This window comes from Shewanella sp. 492 (assembly GCF_059338445.1).
The window spans coordinates 1,210,596-1,224,652 of record NZ_CM181702.1 but is presented as its reverse complement, the minus strand read 5'-3'; the positions used below and the strand labels follow the sequence as shown (position 1 = coordinate 1,224,652).

Sequence of the window (14,057 nt, the reverse complement as noted above, 5' to 3'; positions counted from 1 at the left end):
ATTAACGGATCTGGAGTACCGTTTGTTGCAACGTATTATTGACCTCTAAAGTACGCGAGTTAGCCTGGAAGTTACGCTGCGCAGAGATCAAATCAACCAGCTCGGTGGTCAAATCAACGTTGGATTGCTCTAATGCTGACGAGCGAAGTCCACCAAAGGTACCGCTATTAGCCTCACCGGCTAACGCTGGGCCTGAATCTAAACTAGCCTTCCACGACGTATTACCCACCTGCGTTAAGCCTTGCTCATTAGAAAAACGGGCCAACGCCACGCGGGCTAAGGCTACCGTAGATCCGTTACTGTAACTGGCATTAATCAAGCCATCGACACCCACTTCTACATTGGTTAAGCGGCCAACAGTGGTGCCATCTTGGCTCAGCTCAGTCACCTCAAAAGCTGATGAATATTGCGTCGGATTATTAAAGTTAAGCGTTAGGGTTTGCGCGCCGTCAGTACCCGGGCCTAAGACATTAGCCCCGCCCACACCAAGCGCTTCGGTCTGTACTACGGCAGGGTCGCTACCGGTATAGGTGCCAGTATCGTTAAAAGACAATACAGAGCCTTTCCAACCACTGGCATTTTCGGCATTACCTGTCGCATCGGCAGTACCATCACCAGTGGTATCTCGCCCATAAGTCCCTACAGGGCCTGCAATATCGACCTGTTTACCATCGACGGCATAAAACGCCACCCAATTACTCTCACCATTGTGCGCCGCTTCTGGCGGGCGAACAAAGTAAGTGGTTAAAATCTGTGGCTCACCTAAGGAGTCATATATGGTCACAGATGTCGAATTATTAAAGGTCTCGGGCTTAGTGGGATCGAAATTCGCTGGATCGAGCGTATCTTCAGCGGCATTCAGGTTCATCTGAATGCCCACATCATTAGTCTTTTGTGGTTGACCTGCCGTATCGGGAATTTGCACAGGCTTAGTCGTGGTTAAACTCACTGATGTTGAATTGCCATCTTTATCGACTGGAAATGTCTGCAAGAAGTTACCTGACGAATTAACCAAATAGTTATTACCATCGACTTTAAACGCTCCCGCGCGGGTATAAGACATATCTTGCGAGCCCAATTCAGATGAGGTCACAAAAAAACCACCACCATTAATCGCCATATCGAGCGCGTTATTGGTAAACTGCATACTGCCTTGGTGGAACTGCTGCGCCACTTGTGATGTGGTCACGCCGCCACCGACTGTGGTTTTACTGTTAGCAAAAATCGAGTTGGCATACACATCGGCAAATTCGGCGCGAGACTCTTTAAAACCAACCGTGTTAACGTTAGCGATATTGTTGGCCGTGGTATTAAGATCTTTTTGGGCTGCTGAGATACCGCTCAATGCAATGTTAAATGACATAAATCACCTCATTAAAAATTTTATTCGTTGTCGTGGACGTTATGCCCTAACGTAAGCTTTATCTAGGTTTCAGAGACGGCGAGTACATCACCAATCTTGATACCCCCTATGCCCCTAAGGTTTAAAATTGCGCCGGTACTGGCTGTACCTAATGAGACGCTGGTTACATGTGCGTAGGTTGATACGGCGAGGTCTTCACTTTGACCATCCACTTTGCCAGATGCCTTAATCGAATAATTGCCACTTGCCACCGGCTCGCCATTTTTATCTAGCCCATCCCAGCTGACATCAATATTGCCGCCTGCGCTGCCATCGACGGTAAACGTCTTGATGAGCTGACCTTTTTCATCTTCGATGCGCACGGTAATGTCATCGATAGCCTCTGGCGTACTGATGATCCCTTTTAAGTGCGGATCTTCAGCAGAAATATGGCCGGTATCAGAGGGGATAAGCACTTTCTGCCCAACGAGCCCTGAGGCTTGTAGTGCCTGACTCGAGGTCATCACAGCATTAAGGTTAACAATCTCCTCATTAAGCTTGCTGATCCCATCGACGGTCGAAAATGAGGCCATCTGCGCGATCATTTGGTCATTATCCACCGGCTTAAATGGATCTTGCATCGACAACTGTTGACTCAATAAAGAGAAAAAATCGTCTTGTGTCAGCTCCTGATTATTTGCCTCAGGAATCGATGACTCCTCAGGTAAGCGAATACCATCTAGAAACGGATTTCCCGTAGACTCGGTGATGGCACTGGTTCTGCTGTTTGCTTGCGGTGTGATCTGCCCACTTTGCTGTTCACTGCTCAGGGGAGACTGACTGCTTAACGGATTAATGAGGCTCACTCATTACCTCCTAAGATTTGCCGATTCGCAAAGTCTGTTGCAGCATAGACTTGGCCGCTTCAGCAACTTGTACGTTCATTTGGTACGAACGCGATGCAGAGATCATGTTCGCCATCTCCTCCATCACATTCACATTGGGTTTATAAATAAAGCCGTCGGCATCGGCCAACGGGTGATCAGGAGAATATTCTTTCTGCAGCGGCTTATCACTTTCAACAATGTCCGCCACTTTGACCGACTGTGAGGTTTGTTGCTGATGACTCGCTTTGGCCATTTCCGCTTCAAATACAGGATGCCGAGCACGGTAAGTCTGGTCGATGCTACTGGAAACCGAATCGGCATTGGCAATGTTACTTGCCGTGGTATTAAGGCGGATAGATTGCGCCGACATACCCGATCCTGAAACATCAAAGATATTAAATAAGCTCATCATTAATTTCCTTTAAGTGCTTTTTTCAGCCCAGCAAATTTACTGTCAAGAAAGCCTAACGACATCTGATACTCTAAGGCGTTTTGCATAAATTCAGATTGCTCTTGCTGAATATCGACGGTATTACCATCACCCGTATCCGGCTGATTGGGCACGCGATAACTCACATGTTGCTGACTTAAAGCCGCTAAATCGAAATGACGTTCGTCACTGCGGCTCATGGCTAAACCGCCTTGTCGAGTACGCGCCGCTTGCAGCGCCTTATCAAAATCGAGATCTTTAGCTTTATAATGAGGGGTATCGGCATTGGCAATATTAGATGAGATCACCTGCGCACGCGTTGAACGCACACCCAAAGTGAATTGATGTACACCTAATGCTTTATCAAAACTGATCGCCATAAAATTGCCTCCTCATACAGATACCAACAAGAAAGCAATTGTTATGCCAAGCAAGATGTAAACGAGCAGAGAGTGATGAATAAAAAACCAGAACGATAAAAAATGCCAGCTTATTGCTGGCATTTTAGCTAACTGAGGTGATTAAGGTTAACCACGCTTTTGATAATAGATGCCAGGATTACAGCGCACCATCTCAAATTCTTCGGTTAATCCGGCAATCGACTCTGAAGCGCCAAGGAATAAGATCCCTTTGGGGTTCAAAGCGGCAGCAAATTGCCGCAATATTTTGGCCTTTGCCTCAGGTGCAAAGTAGATCAGTACGTTGCGGCAAAATATAATGTCAAATTTACCCAGTAAGGTATAACTTTCAAGCAAATTATGGGCTCTGAAATTAACCAGACGTTTTACATTATCGTTAAGCACCATAGAGCCAGGGGTTGTGGGTGCAAAAAATTGTCGTTTACGCTCATCAGATAAACCGCGCGCCAGCGCTAAATTATCATATTGCGCCGCCTTACACTTATCGAGCATGGATGGCGAGAGGTCGGTGGCCAGTATCGATGCACTCCCCGGTAAAGCCCCCGGCTTACGCTGCTGATATTCTAAAATGGTCATGGCTAACGAATAGGGCTCTTGCCCAGACGAACACGCTGCCGACCATATTTTGAGTGGCCGGCCTAAGCGGGTATATTCTGGCAATAAGTTATTTGCCAGTAACTCGAACGGATAACGATCCCTGAACCATAAGGTTTCGTTAGTGGTCATCGCATCGATAACCTCTGCTCTTAACTGCCGCTCCGTCGGCTTCATCGAATGTTTAACCACCTCAGATAACGAGGGAAGATTATATTTCCCCATTAACGGTGCCAAGCGACTACGAACTAAATATTGCTTATTTTCACCCAGCACGATCCCGCTGTGTTGTTCCAGAAATAACCTAAATTGGTTGTACTCAGCTTCAGCAAGTGATTTATTTGGCACCTAGATATCCCAATCTCAAAAAAATAAAACAGGCTACAACATACACTACTATAGCAAGCATTAAACAGCTCAGGGTTATACATTAGCTAACACACTGAGACAAGCATAAACTACGTAAAGTTAGGGGCTTGTATAACGACGCTTAAATTACAAACTAAGGTGCTTATTCACTGCTGCGGCTAACTCATCAGGATTAAATTTGGCAATAAAATCATTGGCGCCCACTTTTTCCACCATCGCTTGATTAAACACGCCACTGAGTGAGGTATGTAGCACCACCTTAATATCTTTAAGCTTAGGGTTGTCTCTAATCTCTGCCGTTAAGGTATAACCGTCCATTTCGGGCATTTCGATATCAGAAATCACCAAGGGGAGCTCACGAGCGACATTGTCCATATTGGCCGCCATCGCCTCTAATTGGTTGAGGGCATCACGGCCATCTTTAGCGGTATCGATTTGCAGATTTAATGACTCTAACGCCCTAATAATTTGCTTACGGGCCACTGTTGAATCATCAATCACCATAATATGATAGTGGCGGTCTCTATCTATGGTTAACTTATCATCCATTTCTTGGCTTATCTGCGTCTTAACAGGGGATATCTCATCGAGGATTTTTTCGACATCAAGGATCTCAACCAACTCCCCTTCGACTTCAGTAACGGCCGTTAAGTAGGAATAGCGTCCAGCCCCCTGCGGCGGTGGCATAATGGCTTCCCAGTTCATATTAATGATTCGCTCAACAGACTGGACTAAGAACCCTTGCACGCTGCGGTTATACTCAGAAATGATAATAAAACATTCGTCAATATTTTCAATTGGACGCCCCCCCGTAGCAGCACTTAAATCAATCACAGATATCGTCTTGCCGCGAATATGCGCCACTCCCCGAACCACAGGATTTAGCTTAGGTAATGCCGTCAATGGCGGGCACTGCAGTACCTCTTTGACTTTAAATACGTTAATACCAAATCGTTGCTTACTGTTTAATTTAAACAGCAGCAATTCTAGACGGTTTTGTCCCACGAGTTGGGTACGTTTATTTACTGAATCAAGAATACTCGACATAATGCCTTTGCCTTGTGAATGCTTCCCCAACCATAGTAACTATAAGTATAGGCATGCTAATTGCTTTAAAAAATGTGTATGATAACCAGGCCCTAAACTCGTCAAATTTATGACACTAATTTCTATGAAAAATGTCTATAAAGTACGGGCCACAACGAAGTATAGGTGCTCTCTAGCTATCTAAGCTAGTCTATTCAATATGAAAGTAAATACAGTATACTTTTTCATCGCTTTACTCTGCTCATGCCCAAGTTTTGCGGCTGATGAGCTTAGCGTACCCTCTTTATCGACGATATCACGATTAGCTATAGCGGCAATTGAAAATAAAATTGAAGCCCCAAGTGATGCTAAGGTCAATATATCGCCGCAAAGTTTAGACACCCGAGTGACGCCACCCGCTTGTAGTTCAGCATTAAGCGTTGAGGTCGCCAGCGATCGCGCTATTGGCCGTAACAATACCGTTAAAATCAGTTGTGAAACTCCAGAGCTAGCCTATCCTTGGCAAATCTACATATCGGTCAGAGTCGATATTCTTTACCCTGTGGTTGTGGCGACACAAACCTTAGGCCCGGGTGATCTGATTAACGCTGAGCAGGTGACACTCGCTTATGTAGAGCAGAGTAATTTACGTGGCCAACAATTTGATGATCCGGCGCAGGTCACTGGCACCCGGGTCAAACGCAGAATTGCCGCCAACCAAACCCTGTTTAGCAGTAACCTTTGCTTTGTCTGCAAAGGCGACATGGTGTCTATTTATGCCCGTACTGCCAATTTTGAGATAAAAACTATCGGTGAGGCCTTACGTGATGGTAACTTAGGCGATAGAATTCAAGTTAGGAATAGTCACTCACAAAAAATGGTAGATGCAAACGTTATCGGGGTCGGTGCGGTTGAGGTTAGAATGTAGTACGACATGACTCACTTTGATGAGCATTTTTTGTTGCTCACCACAAAATTCTACTAAAGCTTTAAAAGTGAGCGCCGATATACAGTTATGTTGATCTCACTAAGTAACGTTGGAACCTATTATGGCTATAGACATAAAGCATGTAAATACAAGCACGAACAATCGAGTCACGTCGCCATCAACCGATAAGTCATCGGCTAAAACTGGCCTGGTATCGCCCGAAACCACTACGGCTAAAACCGTAAAAAGTGACTCGGTATCGATAACTCCTCAGGCGCAGCAACTGCAAAGTGCTCAGGCAAAATTAAACAACTTACCTGAAATCGATACTAAAAAAGTCGAACAGATAAAAGCGGCTATTGCTGAAGGTCGCTATAAGATTGATGCCGACAAACTGGCCAGTAATATTGCGCAGTTTGAAAATGAACTAAAGGATCTTGGCTAAGCTGATATGAACTCAATAATCGACATCATCGCCAATCAACATACGTTATTAAACGACTTAAAACGCCTTATCGAAGCAGAGAAAGCGGCACTCATAGCACAAAGTGCCGATGAGTTGCTAACGCTGGCCGCAGATAAAGCTAAGTTGTTAGATGAGATCAAAGCGGTCGATGTACGATTATCAGAGCACCCCGACAGCGGTAAACTCAGTAGCGATCTTAAGCTGCAAAAATTAGTCGATATAACCAAACAAGTGTTAGCCCAATGTAAGACGCTTAACGCGCAAAATGCTACATTAATCGAACACAGCATGGCCAGTATCAATCGCTTCTCTCAAGCCTTGCAAGCCAGTCGAAACGCATCCAGTCTTACCTACGATGGTAAAGGCAAAACCTCAACGATTTCGACCTTAGGCAATAACCTTAAAGCTTAGGCACTTAATCACAGCGTAGTGTTATCTTGATTCAGCATCGCGCCTAGCTCATGCACCTCGCTTTCGCTACGCAATGACCCAATCTAAAAAACACAACCAAGAGACACAAAAAAGCCTCTAAAATAGAGGCTTTAATATTGCGCAATACATTAAGTCGCTCAATTAAAATGGAGCTCCGTTAAAAGGAAACTCTCTTAGAAGTAAGTCACTTGCTTCACTTTTTGTGGACGATTTTGCTGTTGGTACAAGGCCCACACTTGAGAAAAATCAAGTTCCAGCTCAGTCACATAATGCTCACCCGCCGGGTAACTCTTAACCACTCTGGCGCCGCGTATCACCCCGGTCACCGAAGCTTGAATATTATCATCAGACAACATCCAATCCCTGACTTGGCTCGACGCAGATAACTGCTGGCCGTATACCTGCTCAGCTAACTCACGATAAGCCGCGATTTTGGATGCTTGCATCGCCATTAATACCCGTTGCGACTGCTCTTTGGCCGGTTGTGTCGCTAAGGGGGCGTAGCCGATAGCGGTTAACTTAGGAAACTGCTCAGGCGCTTCTGTTTCCCACTGAATATATCTATCTTGGGAAGCGCAGCCACTTAGCGTCAGCAGTATTGCCATTAACCAGATTCTCATTGCAGCTCTCCTACCATTTGCATGTTACCCTGCCCCTGCATGCTGTGACGGATCAACAAGCCTTGCTTAGACTCCACCCGCTCAGACGCCCTAAGATAACCAGGCAATTCAGCCAAGGTGACACTCGCCGAAGCAACTGATACCACACGATTATTGGTTACATTCACAATACGACTATTGACCACCAGCTCATCAAGCGACAGATTCATGGTCGACACCAAAACATGCTCCACTGGCAAATCGTCCGCAAGTTTACGCCAATCACGACTCAATATAAAATCACCACTGTCGGTCACGCGCACACTTTGTGCCACATTGAGATCGACCAAATTAAATTGATGATCATGCATAGCAGCAATTAAACCTTGCTGTAATTGTAACCCCAAGGGATTAGTGCCACTTAAATTGCCTAACAACACTGGCGTTGTCACCAATAACGGATGCTTAGGTGTGAGTTGATCGTTTTGCCTGATCAGTTCATTAGCCAATTGTTGGCTTAGGTGTAGCACTGCCGATTGAGCAGGCAAAGTATTGCCGCTTGCCAATGACGGCGCAGCAGGCTCATTGCTCGCACATCCCCCCAATAGTAATAAAGATGACAAAAATATCGCTGTACGCATTGCTCTGTCCTGTATAACGCTAAGCAAGGCTTAGCCGGAAAAAATGCACATATAACATGCCGTTTCAATATGAACGCAAGGGCTTGATCGCCGCCCATCTAAGTTAACCGCTAACGATTTAACTGTTGACTTAACCTTTGACGGCGCTGATGCATTAACATCACAACCCGGTCGATACTGACGCAGACGATAACTTTGATTATCGCTATGTCACACGACAAATTCGCGGCGCGTTCGACTGGCATAAATTTAAAATGCAAATTATGAGCCAATAGCTAAGTGCTAACCTAATTACTTATATGGCTATTATGGCATACTAAGTATCTCAGGCATCAGCAATCGCTGTGAGCGCGATAAGACAATAATCAACGCCAAGGTCATAGCAATAGTCACTATGGTTTCCCACCCTATATCGGCCTCAACACGCCAACCTTTAACCCCATTAAGCAAGCAATCGTGCCACAGAGTACATACGGGCATGTATATTGCTTGCTATGATGCCATCTGGCTAATATCGCCCAACAACCGCAAATACTGTCATCATTTTGGCAGTTAATAACGCAGGTTGTAGCGTTTACGTTGTTATTATTGAAAGAGACTTTTACATGAATCGGCTAACCATATCCTTGCTACTGCTCGGTTTAACCCATCTTAATGTGTCAGCACAGTGGATTGAAGCACATGGCGAGGCCAACGTGCTCAACAACAATGTCAATCAGGCGCGCGAAGAAGCCATACAACAAGCCTTAAGTGTTATCACCTTGCAATCGGGTGGCCAATTTACCAGCCAGCAACAGACGCAAAATGGTCAACTGGTACAAAGCCGGTTTTCTATGTCGAACCAAGCCAACATTGCGCGAGTCGAACTGCTCAGTGAGCGCATCGAAAACCAACAAATCACAGTGACATTAAGAGCCGATGTTATCGATGGCGCAGAGCAACAGTGCCAAGTGGAACCATTAAAAGCCGCCATTTTAGTGCCACAGGCATCGATTGCCGATCGTGCGCAGCTCAGATACGGCAATATCGGTCAATTTGAACAGGCACTATCACAACGCTTGGGAAACATCATTCAGCAGCGCAGCAATGCCAGCCTTGCCAACGTTCACGCCAACGAACGCCTCGATATTGAGCAATCGTTAGTTGATGTTCGAGGCTACCGTTTGCCCAGTTGGTTAAGCGACATCACCGACAGTCAATATATCCTACTGCCAGCAATCGTCGATATCTCCACCGATCCCGTTGAAGGCGGATTACTAGGTCTTTGGAATAACTATCCACAACGGCAATTTCATCTAAAGCTATCGCTGTATCATGGTATCAGCGGTGAGCAAGTTTGGAGCGAGCTATATCATTCATCAGCCCCATGGGAGTTTGATCGACAAGCCACAGTGCCGGCAAACAGCGCCCGCTTTTGGCATTCCAGCTATGGCCAACATATTGATGCCGTATTAGCACAAGCCAGTGCCGATATCGATAAAGTGCTTAACTGCAGGCCACTACTCGGACAAATTGTGTCTAAGCAAGACAGACGAGTGATCATCAACCTGGGGCGTAACAACGGTATAAAAGTGGGCGACCGTTTTCAAATTGTATTGCAACAAAACTTACCCGATAGGCTCGACAACATGCGCCCAATCGCCGGGGAAACTCGCGCAACGGTCACCATAGATCAAGTCACGCAGCAAAGTGCAACAGCCTTGCTCGAGCCAAAAAATGGGACGCTAAATATACAAGTAAATGACATTGCGATTAAAATTTAGCGGACAAGCGGCCACTAATTAAGCAACTAAATCTAAAGCCTTTTCATCGAGATGAAAAACAGTATAATCAACAGCGTCTCCCTATAGCTCAACAGGATAGAGCAGTCGCCTCCTAAGCGATCGATCGGGGTTCGAGTCCCTGTGGGGAGACCAGATAGACCCTTTTACTTATAAAACTCAATAACTTACGAATTTAACAAAATCTGGTGCCGCCCCTGTGCCGCCATAGAACAGGCCTTTTTTAGCACTTTTTGTTATAACTTTTTTGAATAACGCCTGTTTTGCTCAGTTAACCTCAGTTGTAGACTTTTCACTCCATTTCTAATAGTTTTGGAATGAATAAAGTAAGGCAAGGAGATTAGCTGCATGAACCCTTTTGAACCTGCGGTAAAGGAGGCAACCAAGCACATTCAAAACCAAATCACACCTCATGATTTATCGAGTAAGAACAATCCCAACCTATATGCCGTTGTAGAATATCTTGTCGCTATTGCTAACTATGATTGGCCGCAAATGCTGTTTAGCCGTCTTCTTCCAACTCTCGACAACGATATGAGTTATGAAGAACTCTTAAATAATCTTGCCAAAATCGAAAATATTCATGTGAAAATTGAACAAATAAACTCTGAAGCTGCTGAAAGTTTCTTTGAGTTATCAACCGCACTCCCAATGGCTAGAAAAGAACCTAATCATAAATTACTGCATGATTTTGCCAGATCGCCGAATCTCCTTTCAGCCTTTACACATCACGAAGATATCACTCAATACTCAGAATTAATTTCAACTCTTGGAACGAAGGAGGCCGATCTTTTACAAGCAGCTCTTTCATGTGAAATGGCTGGCTTGTCAAAACCAGCTGAAATACTAAAGAGAGAGTTTACAGAACGAATGTTCCTATATGGAAATCATTTCTATGTTTATCTAATGATAGGATTAGGAGATATTTTAGGCAGAAAAAGCTCAGTAAAATTAGCAGGAAAGATCGGGAATGACTCTAGACATGCCATAAATAGAAGAGTTAAAGAAGCTGCAATTGAATTGTATAAACAAGGTACATATCAAAATCCTAGACATGCTGCTAAGTCATTACTCCCAAAAGTCTCAGCAATCTCAAAAGAGATGGGCTCATCCCTAGAGTGGGAAATCAATGGCTTTAACCGATTATATGATTGGTTGAGATCGCCAAAAATTTAACCTGCCAATATGCAGCTCTCGCAGCGAGCCGTATACATTTCGCAGCGAGCCATGCATTTCTCGCAGCGAGAACTAAATACTCTCTAACCCCCGTCCCCTAATCTCACTCCTGACTTAATTAAATTAATCAGGAGCTATCATGACAAATTCACTTTTAACCCCTTCTATGGTTGCCGACTATCTCGGCGTAACCGAAGGTACCCTTTCTGTATGGCGCTGCACTGGTCGCTACCCTCTTAGCTTTATAAAAGTTGGTCGTCGTGTGATGTACCGCCAAAGCGATGTTGAAAACTTCATCAACGGGAGGGTTTATGAACACACTGCTTAAATTCGGCGCTATCGTCATCATTTGTTTTTTATCTCATATGTGTGGAATGCTTGATGCATCTACCACAATGCTCAAAGCCTCAATCGGATCCAGCCCGTTAACGGGTACCACAGAGCAATTATCGCCCTTGTACCCGTTAACGGGTACACAAGTCGAAAACGACGCACTTGATTCATCTATGTCCCCGTTAACGAAACATGAACTCGTTAACGGATCGGATGAAAGTAAACCTGTAACCAAGGCTTCGTTACATAACGGGCTGTCAACACCGCAGCTAACAGCAAAGAAACCATCAAAACTGCCAGCACCTGAACATGAAACAACCGCTAATACTGAAGGAGGCAATTAATGGCCGCCTTCACTAACGAGCAAGTTGAGTTCATCCAATGGTTAGCTCAGGGCAATAACATCGATGTCTGTATCGAGATCTGCCCTGACCTTTGCAAGATGACGGGCTTTGAAAGCTATCACGGGCACTTTCAAAAGCGCACCCTTTTTAAATTAAAGTCTCAGGGCTTTATCTTTGAGAGTGTCCATTACATAACGGGAATGCGTTGGTTACGTTGCAGCCTTAACCAACGTGGGCTTAATTGGCTGACAACTCATGCAGAGCAAAGCGGTGATAAAGCGCTGAGCAAGGGGCGCCACAATGCCTAACGTACATGAACATGATAAGCATTGGCTTAAAGGGCGGCTCTACGGCCTACCCTCGCTGCATAAAGCCGCCATAATGCAAGGCTACAAAAAACAACCGTCAAGACGAGAAGCGAACCTCTACGTGCTGCAAACCACCAAGGCCATTGCTAAGGTGTTAGGCAAGGACAGCCATTTTTACAGCGTTAATGTCGAAGACAGAGATCATAAACGCCAGGCTCAATATCATGCTCGTTGCTGCATTAAAATTGCAGCCGCTAGTAACGGCAGTTTACTCAACACTTATAACCGCATTATCCATTACATAACGGGTTATCAAATCACCCCGCCTAAGCTTTCTGAGTCAGTCATTAACAACCTTAAGGCTGACACATTAAACCAAACGGAACTGGCTCAAGTCGTTGGCGTACTCAAACGCGCTAACGATGAGTCGTGGTGGAAGCCAAAACTACGGCGGCAACATAACAGGCAGATTGAAACCATCTCTCGCCTGTTAAACCAAGTGAACAAACATCGGGGAATTTACGCCAGTAATATCACGGTCGATAACTTTAAAACTCAATGGCAAAACAACCAAGAGTTATTAAAAAACACCATCGCCACCAATGAACTCGATTACAGCATGAGCCTTGCTGAACTCTCAAAGCTCAACGTCTCCAACCCAGCCATACGCAAAGCAGAGTTAATGGTTCGCATCCGTGGCTTTGAAGACTATGCCAAACAGATGGGCTATTCCGCTCTCTTTCTTACCATGACAACACCGTCTAAGTACCATAGAAGCTATTCTAAATCAGGTGATGAAAACCCTAACTGGAACGGCGCGACACCACTTGACGCGCAAGAATACTTAAATCGTACCTTTCAGCGTATACGCGCATCCCTTAATCGAGACAAGATCACTCCGTTTGGTTTCCGCATTGCAGAGCCGCATCATGACGGCACGCCTCATTGGCATCTATTACTGTTTATTCCAACGGAGCAGCAACAAGCCTTAGTCGACACCTTCGAGCAATATTGCCTAGAGGAAGACGGAGACGAACGCGGCGCTAAAGAGCGCCGTTTTAAGGTTGAATACATTGATCCCGAAAAAGGCTCGGCAACGGGCTATGTGGTTAAGTACGTTTCAAAGAACATTGACGGTGAAGGCATAGATCACGACTCATACGGAAAAGAAGCGATAACCTCAGCGGTACGCATCAAAGTATGGGCTTCTTGCTGGGGTATACGTCAGTTTCAGCAAATTGGCGGCGTTGGTGTTACCCAATGGCGAGAGCTTAGAAGATTAGCACCAATCAAAGATGAATCAATGCAGTGGGTTGAAGAGATCAGGCAAGCCGCAGATGAGTCCAACTGGAACAAATATACCGACCTTATGGGCGGCGTTTTCTGTAAACGCACTGAGCAATTAATCAGGCCGCTTTATGTTCAAAAAAAGAATGATAAAAAAGTACAAGCGGTAAACAGCAAAGTTCAACAAATCAAGCAGCAAACCTACCATAGAAATTCCAGCAATCCCCAGAACGAATCTAGGGTTGCTCAACATAGTATTCCCGAAAGTATCCAGCACGCAGACTTCACCGTTTCCGCAATCGATGCCGAAAATAATGCCGCATTTCTTGAAACGGTTCCTGAATCACCTTCGGGGAATTGCGGCAATAATCCAGAAGTTTCGGAAACTGAGAACACCAGTAAACTCGCGCCAGTTGTAGGCATTGCCGAAATTAATACCGCAATAAAGGCAAGTAACCAGCCTGAAAACACATATGAACCAAAGCGAGAAAACGCATGTATAGAGCTAGAAAGCGCACATAAAGAGTACAAGACCAATCGTTATGGCGATGAGCTTATGACTCAGCTAAAAGGCATTGTCTGCTTAGGGGTGGAGATCATTACACGCCATCACGAATGGTCACTATCTTTGGTGCCTCTAGCTTTAGAAAAGCTTGATGCTGTTAACTTGGAGTTCTGTCAATAAGTGTACTAAC

General features: G+C 45.1%; 17 protein-coding genes and 1 tRNA gene. 10 read left to right on the top strand and 8 right to left on the bottom strand.

Translation table 11 applies throughout. From position 1 onward, the window contains the following. Position 1: 1 nt before the first annotated feature. The 6 genes from flgE to AC5YBX_RS05410 form a co-directional block, all read right to left on the bottom strand. Positions 2 to 1,363 (bottom strand): flagellar hook protein FlgE, encoded by a 1,362-nt coding sequence (gene flgE, locus AC5YBX_RS05435; protein ID WP_494519673.1) that lies wholly within the window; start codon positions 1,361 to 1,363, stop codon positions 2 to 4. Between the two features lie 62 nt (positions 1,364 to 1,425). Continuing rightward, positions 1,426 to 2,208: a flagellar hook assembly protein FlgD gene (flgD, locus tag AC5YBX_RS05430; protein WP_494519674.1), complete on the bottom strand. Its 783-nt coding sequence runs from the start codon at positions 2,206 to 2,208 to the stop codon at positions 1,426 to 1,428. Positions 2,209 to 2,218: 10 nt separating this feature from the next. Then, a complete protein-coding gene (gene flgC / locus AC5YBX_RS05425; protein ID WP_494521644.1) occupies positions 2,219 to 2,638 on the bottom strand; it encodes a flagellar basal body rod protein FlgC in 420 nt (139 codons plus the stop codon). A gap of 2 nt (positions 2,639 to 2,640) precedes the next feature. Further along, complete coding sequence (gene flgB, locus AC5YBX_RS05420) at positions 2,641 to 3,039, bottom strand: flagellar basal body rod protein FlgB (RefSeq protein ID WP_494519675.1); 399 nt, start codon at positions 3,037 to 3,039, stop codon at positions 2,641 to 2,643. A gap of 147 nt (positions 3,040 to 3,186) precedes the next feature. Continuing rightward, the gene (locus AC5YBX_RS05415) at positions 3,187 to 4,020 is read right to left on the bottom strand and encodes a CheR family methyltransferase (RefSeq protein WP_494519676.1); all 834 of its coding nucleotides are present in this window, start codon (positions 4,018 to 4,020) and stop codon (positions 3,187 to 3,189) included. Positions 4,021 to 4,167: 147 nt separating this feature from the next. After that, entirely contained in the window at positions 4,168 to 5,088 is a 921-nt protein-coding gene (locus AC5YBX_RS05410) for a chemotaxis protein CheV (RefSeq protein WP_494519677.1), read from the bottom strand. A 199-nt stretch (positions 5,089 to 5,287) separates the two neighbouring features. On the opposite strand from AC5YBX_RS05410, the gene flgA reads away from it, so the two are divergent. The 3 genes from flgA (at position 5,288) to AC5YBX_RS05395 (ending at position 6,872) form a co-directional block, all read left to right on the top strand. Next, positions 5,288 to 5,995 carry a flagellar basal body P-ring formation chaperone FlgA gene (gene flgA, locus AC5YBX_RS05405; protein WP_494519678.1) on the top strand — a complete coding sequence of 236 codons (708 nt, stop codon included), beginning with the start codon at positions 5,288 to 5,290 and terminating at the stop codon, positions 5,993 to 5,995. A 121-nt stretch (positions 5,996 to 6,116) separates the two neighbouring features. Further along, positions 6,117 to 6,440, top strand: a complete 324-nt coding sequence (flgM, locus tag AC5YBX_RS05400) for a flagellar biosynthesis anti-sigma factor FlgM (RefSeq protein ID WP_494519679.1) — start codon at positions 6,117 to 6,119, stop codon at positions 6,438 to 6,440. Between the two features lie 6 nt (positions 6,441 to 6,446). Next, on the top strand, positions 6,447 to 6,872 hold the full coding sequence (locus tag AC5YBX_RS05395; RefSeq protein ID WP_494519680.1) for a flagella synthesis protein FlgN: 426 nt from the start codon (positions 6,447 to 6,449) through the stop codon (positions 6,870 to 6,872). Between the two features lie 194 nt (positions 6,873 to 7,066). Here AC5YBX_RS05395 and AC5YBX_RS05390 read toward each other — a convergent pair whose 3' ends face one another. Both AC5YBX_RS05390 and AC5YBX_RS05385 read right to left on the bottom strand, forming a co-directional pair. Further along, complete coding sequence (locus AC5YBX_RS05390) at positions 7,067 to 7,513, bottom strand: LPP20 family lipoprotein (protein WP_475516272.1); 447 nt, start codon at positions 7,511 to 7,513, stop codon at positions 7,067 to 7,069. Next, positions 7,510 to 8,133 carry a FlgO family outer membrane protein gene (locus tag AC5YBX_RS05385; RefSeq protein WP_494524503.1) on the bottom strand — a complete coding sequence of 208 codons (624 nt, stop codon included), beginning with the start codon at positions 8,131 to 8,133 and terminating at the stop codon, positions 7,510 to 7,512. Before AC5YBX_RS05385 ends, AC5YBX_RS05390 begins: the two co-directional genes overlap by 4 nt. Positions 8,134 to 8,738: 605 nt before the next feature. Here AC5YBX_RS05385 and AC5YBX_RS05380 point away from each other — a divergent pair. The 7 genes from AC5YBX_RS05380 to AC5YBX_RS05350 all read left to right on the top strand — a co-directional run bounded on the left by AC5YBX_RS05380 (position 8,739) and on the right by AC5YBX_RS05350 (position 14,047). Further along, positions 8,739 to 9,896, top strand: a complete 1,158-nt coding sequence (locus tag AC5YBX_RS05380) for a flagellar assembly protein T N-terminal domain-containing protein (protein WP_494524502.1) — start codon at positions 8,739 to 8,741, stop codon at positions 9,894 to 9,896. A 77-nt stretch (positions 9,897 to 9,973) separates the two neighbouring features. Further along, positions 9,974 to 10,049: transfer RNA gene (locus AC5YBX_RS05375), tRNA-Arg, on the top strand. A 213-nt stretch (positions 10,050 to 10,262) separates the two neighbouring features. Beyond that, positions 10,263 to 11,090: a hypothetical protein gene (locus tag AC5YBX_RS05370; protein ID WP_494524501.1), complete on the top strand. Its 828-nt coding sequence runs from the start codon at positions 10,263 to 10,265 to the stop codon at positions 11,088 to 11,090. Between the two features lie 139 nt (positions 11,091 to 11,229). Continuing rightward, positions 11,230 to 11,418: a helix-turn-helix domain-containing protein gene (locus tag AC5YBX_RS05365; RefSeq protein WP_494524500.1), complete on the top strand. Its 189-nt coding sequence runs from the start codon at positions 11,230 to 11,232 to the stop codon at positions 11,416 to 11,418. Continuing rightward, the gene (locus AC5YBX_RS05360) at positions 11,402 to 11,767 is read left to right on the top strand and encodes a hypothetical protein (RefSeq protein ID WP_494524499.1); all 366 of its coding nucleotides are present in this window, start codon (positions 11,402 to 11,404) and stop codon (positions 11,765 to 11,767) included. The genes AC5YBX_RS05365 and AC5YBX_RS05360 overlap by 17 nt, the downstream gene beginning before the upstream one ends. Next, positions 11,767 to 12,075 carry a hypothetical protein gene (locus AC5YBX_RS05355; protein ID WP_494524498.1) on the top strand — a complete coding sequence of 103 codons (309 nt, stop codon included), beginning with the start codon at positions 11,767 to 11,769 and terminating at the stop codon, positions 12,073 to 12,075. Before AC5YBX_RS05360 ends, AC5YBX_RS05355 begins: the two co-directional genes overlap by 1 nt. After that, positions 12,068 to 14,047 carry a replication endonuclease gene (locus AC5YBX_RS05350; RefSeq protein WP_494524497.1) on the top strand — a complete coding sequence of 660 codons (1,980 nt, stop codon included), beginning with the start codon at positions 12,068 to 12,070 and terminating at the stop codon, positions 14,045 to 14,047. The genes AC5YBX_RS05355 and AC5YBX_RS05350 overlap by 8 nt, the downstream gene beginning before the upstream one ends. The last annotated feature ends 10 nt before the right edge of the window (positions 14,048 to 14,057 follow it).

Coding starts and splice junctions, on each gene's coding strand:
- flgE (WP_494519673.1), bottom strand. CDS start 1,363: ATGTCATTTAACATTGCATTGAGCGGTATCTCAGCAGCCCAAAAAGAT.
- flgC (WP_494521644.1), bottom strand. CDS start 2,638: ATGAGCTTATTTAATATCTTTGATGTTTCAGGATCGGGTATGTCGGCG.
- flgB (WP_494519675.1), bottom strand. CDS start 3,039: ATGGCGATCAGTTTTGATAAAGCATTAGGTGTACATCAATTCACTTTG.
- AC5YBX_RS05410 (WP_494519677.1), bottom strand. CDS start 5,088: ATGTCGAGTATTCTTGATTCAGTAAATAAACGTACCCAACTCGTGGGA.
- flgA (WP_494519678.1), top strand. CDS start 5,288: ATGAAAGTAAATACAGTATACTTTTTCATCGCTTTACTCTGCTCATGC.
- flgM (WP_494519679.1), top strand. CDS start 6,117: ATGGCTATAGACATAAAGCATGTAAATACAAGCACGAACAATCGAGTC.
- AC5YBX_RS05395 (WP_494519680.1), top strand. CDS start 6,447: ATGAACTCAATAATCGACATCATCGCCAATCAACATACGTTATTAAAC.
- AC5YBX_RS05390 (WP_475516272.1), bottom strand. CDS start 7,513: ATGAGAATCTGGTTAATGGCAATACTGCTGACGCTAAGTGGCTGCGCT.
- AC5YBX_RS05385 (WP_494524503.1), bottom strand. CDS start 8,133: ATGCGTACAGCGATATTTTTGTCATCTTTATTACTATTGGGGGGATGT.
- AC5YBX_RS05380 (WP_494524502.1), top strand. CDS start 8,739: ATGAATCGGCTAACCATATCCTTGCTACTGCTCGGTTTAACCCATCTT.
- AC5YBX_RS05370 (WP_494524501.1), top strand. CDS start 10,263: ATGAACCCTTTTGAACCTGCGGTAAAGGAGGCAACCAAGCACATTCAA.
- AC5YBX_RS05365 (WP_494524500.1), top strand. CDS start 11,230: ATGACAAATTCACTTTTAACCCCTTCTATGGTTGCCGACTATCTCGGC.
- AC5YBX_RS05360 (WP_494524499.1), top strand. CDS start 11,402: ATGAACACACTGCTTAAATTCGGCGCTATCGTCATCATTTGTTTTTTA.
- AC5YBX_RS05355 (WP_494524498.1), top strand. CDS start 11,767: ATGGCCGCCTTCACTAACGAGCAAGTTGAGTTCATCCAATGGTTAGCT.
- AC5YBX_RS05350 (WP_494524497.1), top strand. CDS start 12,068: ATGCCTAACGTACATGAACATGATAAGCATTGGCTTAAAGGGCGGCTC.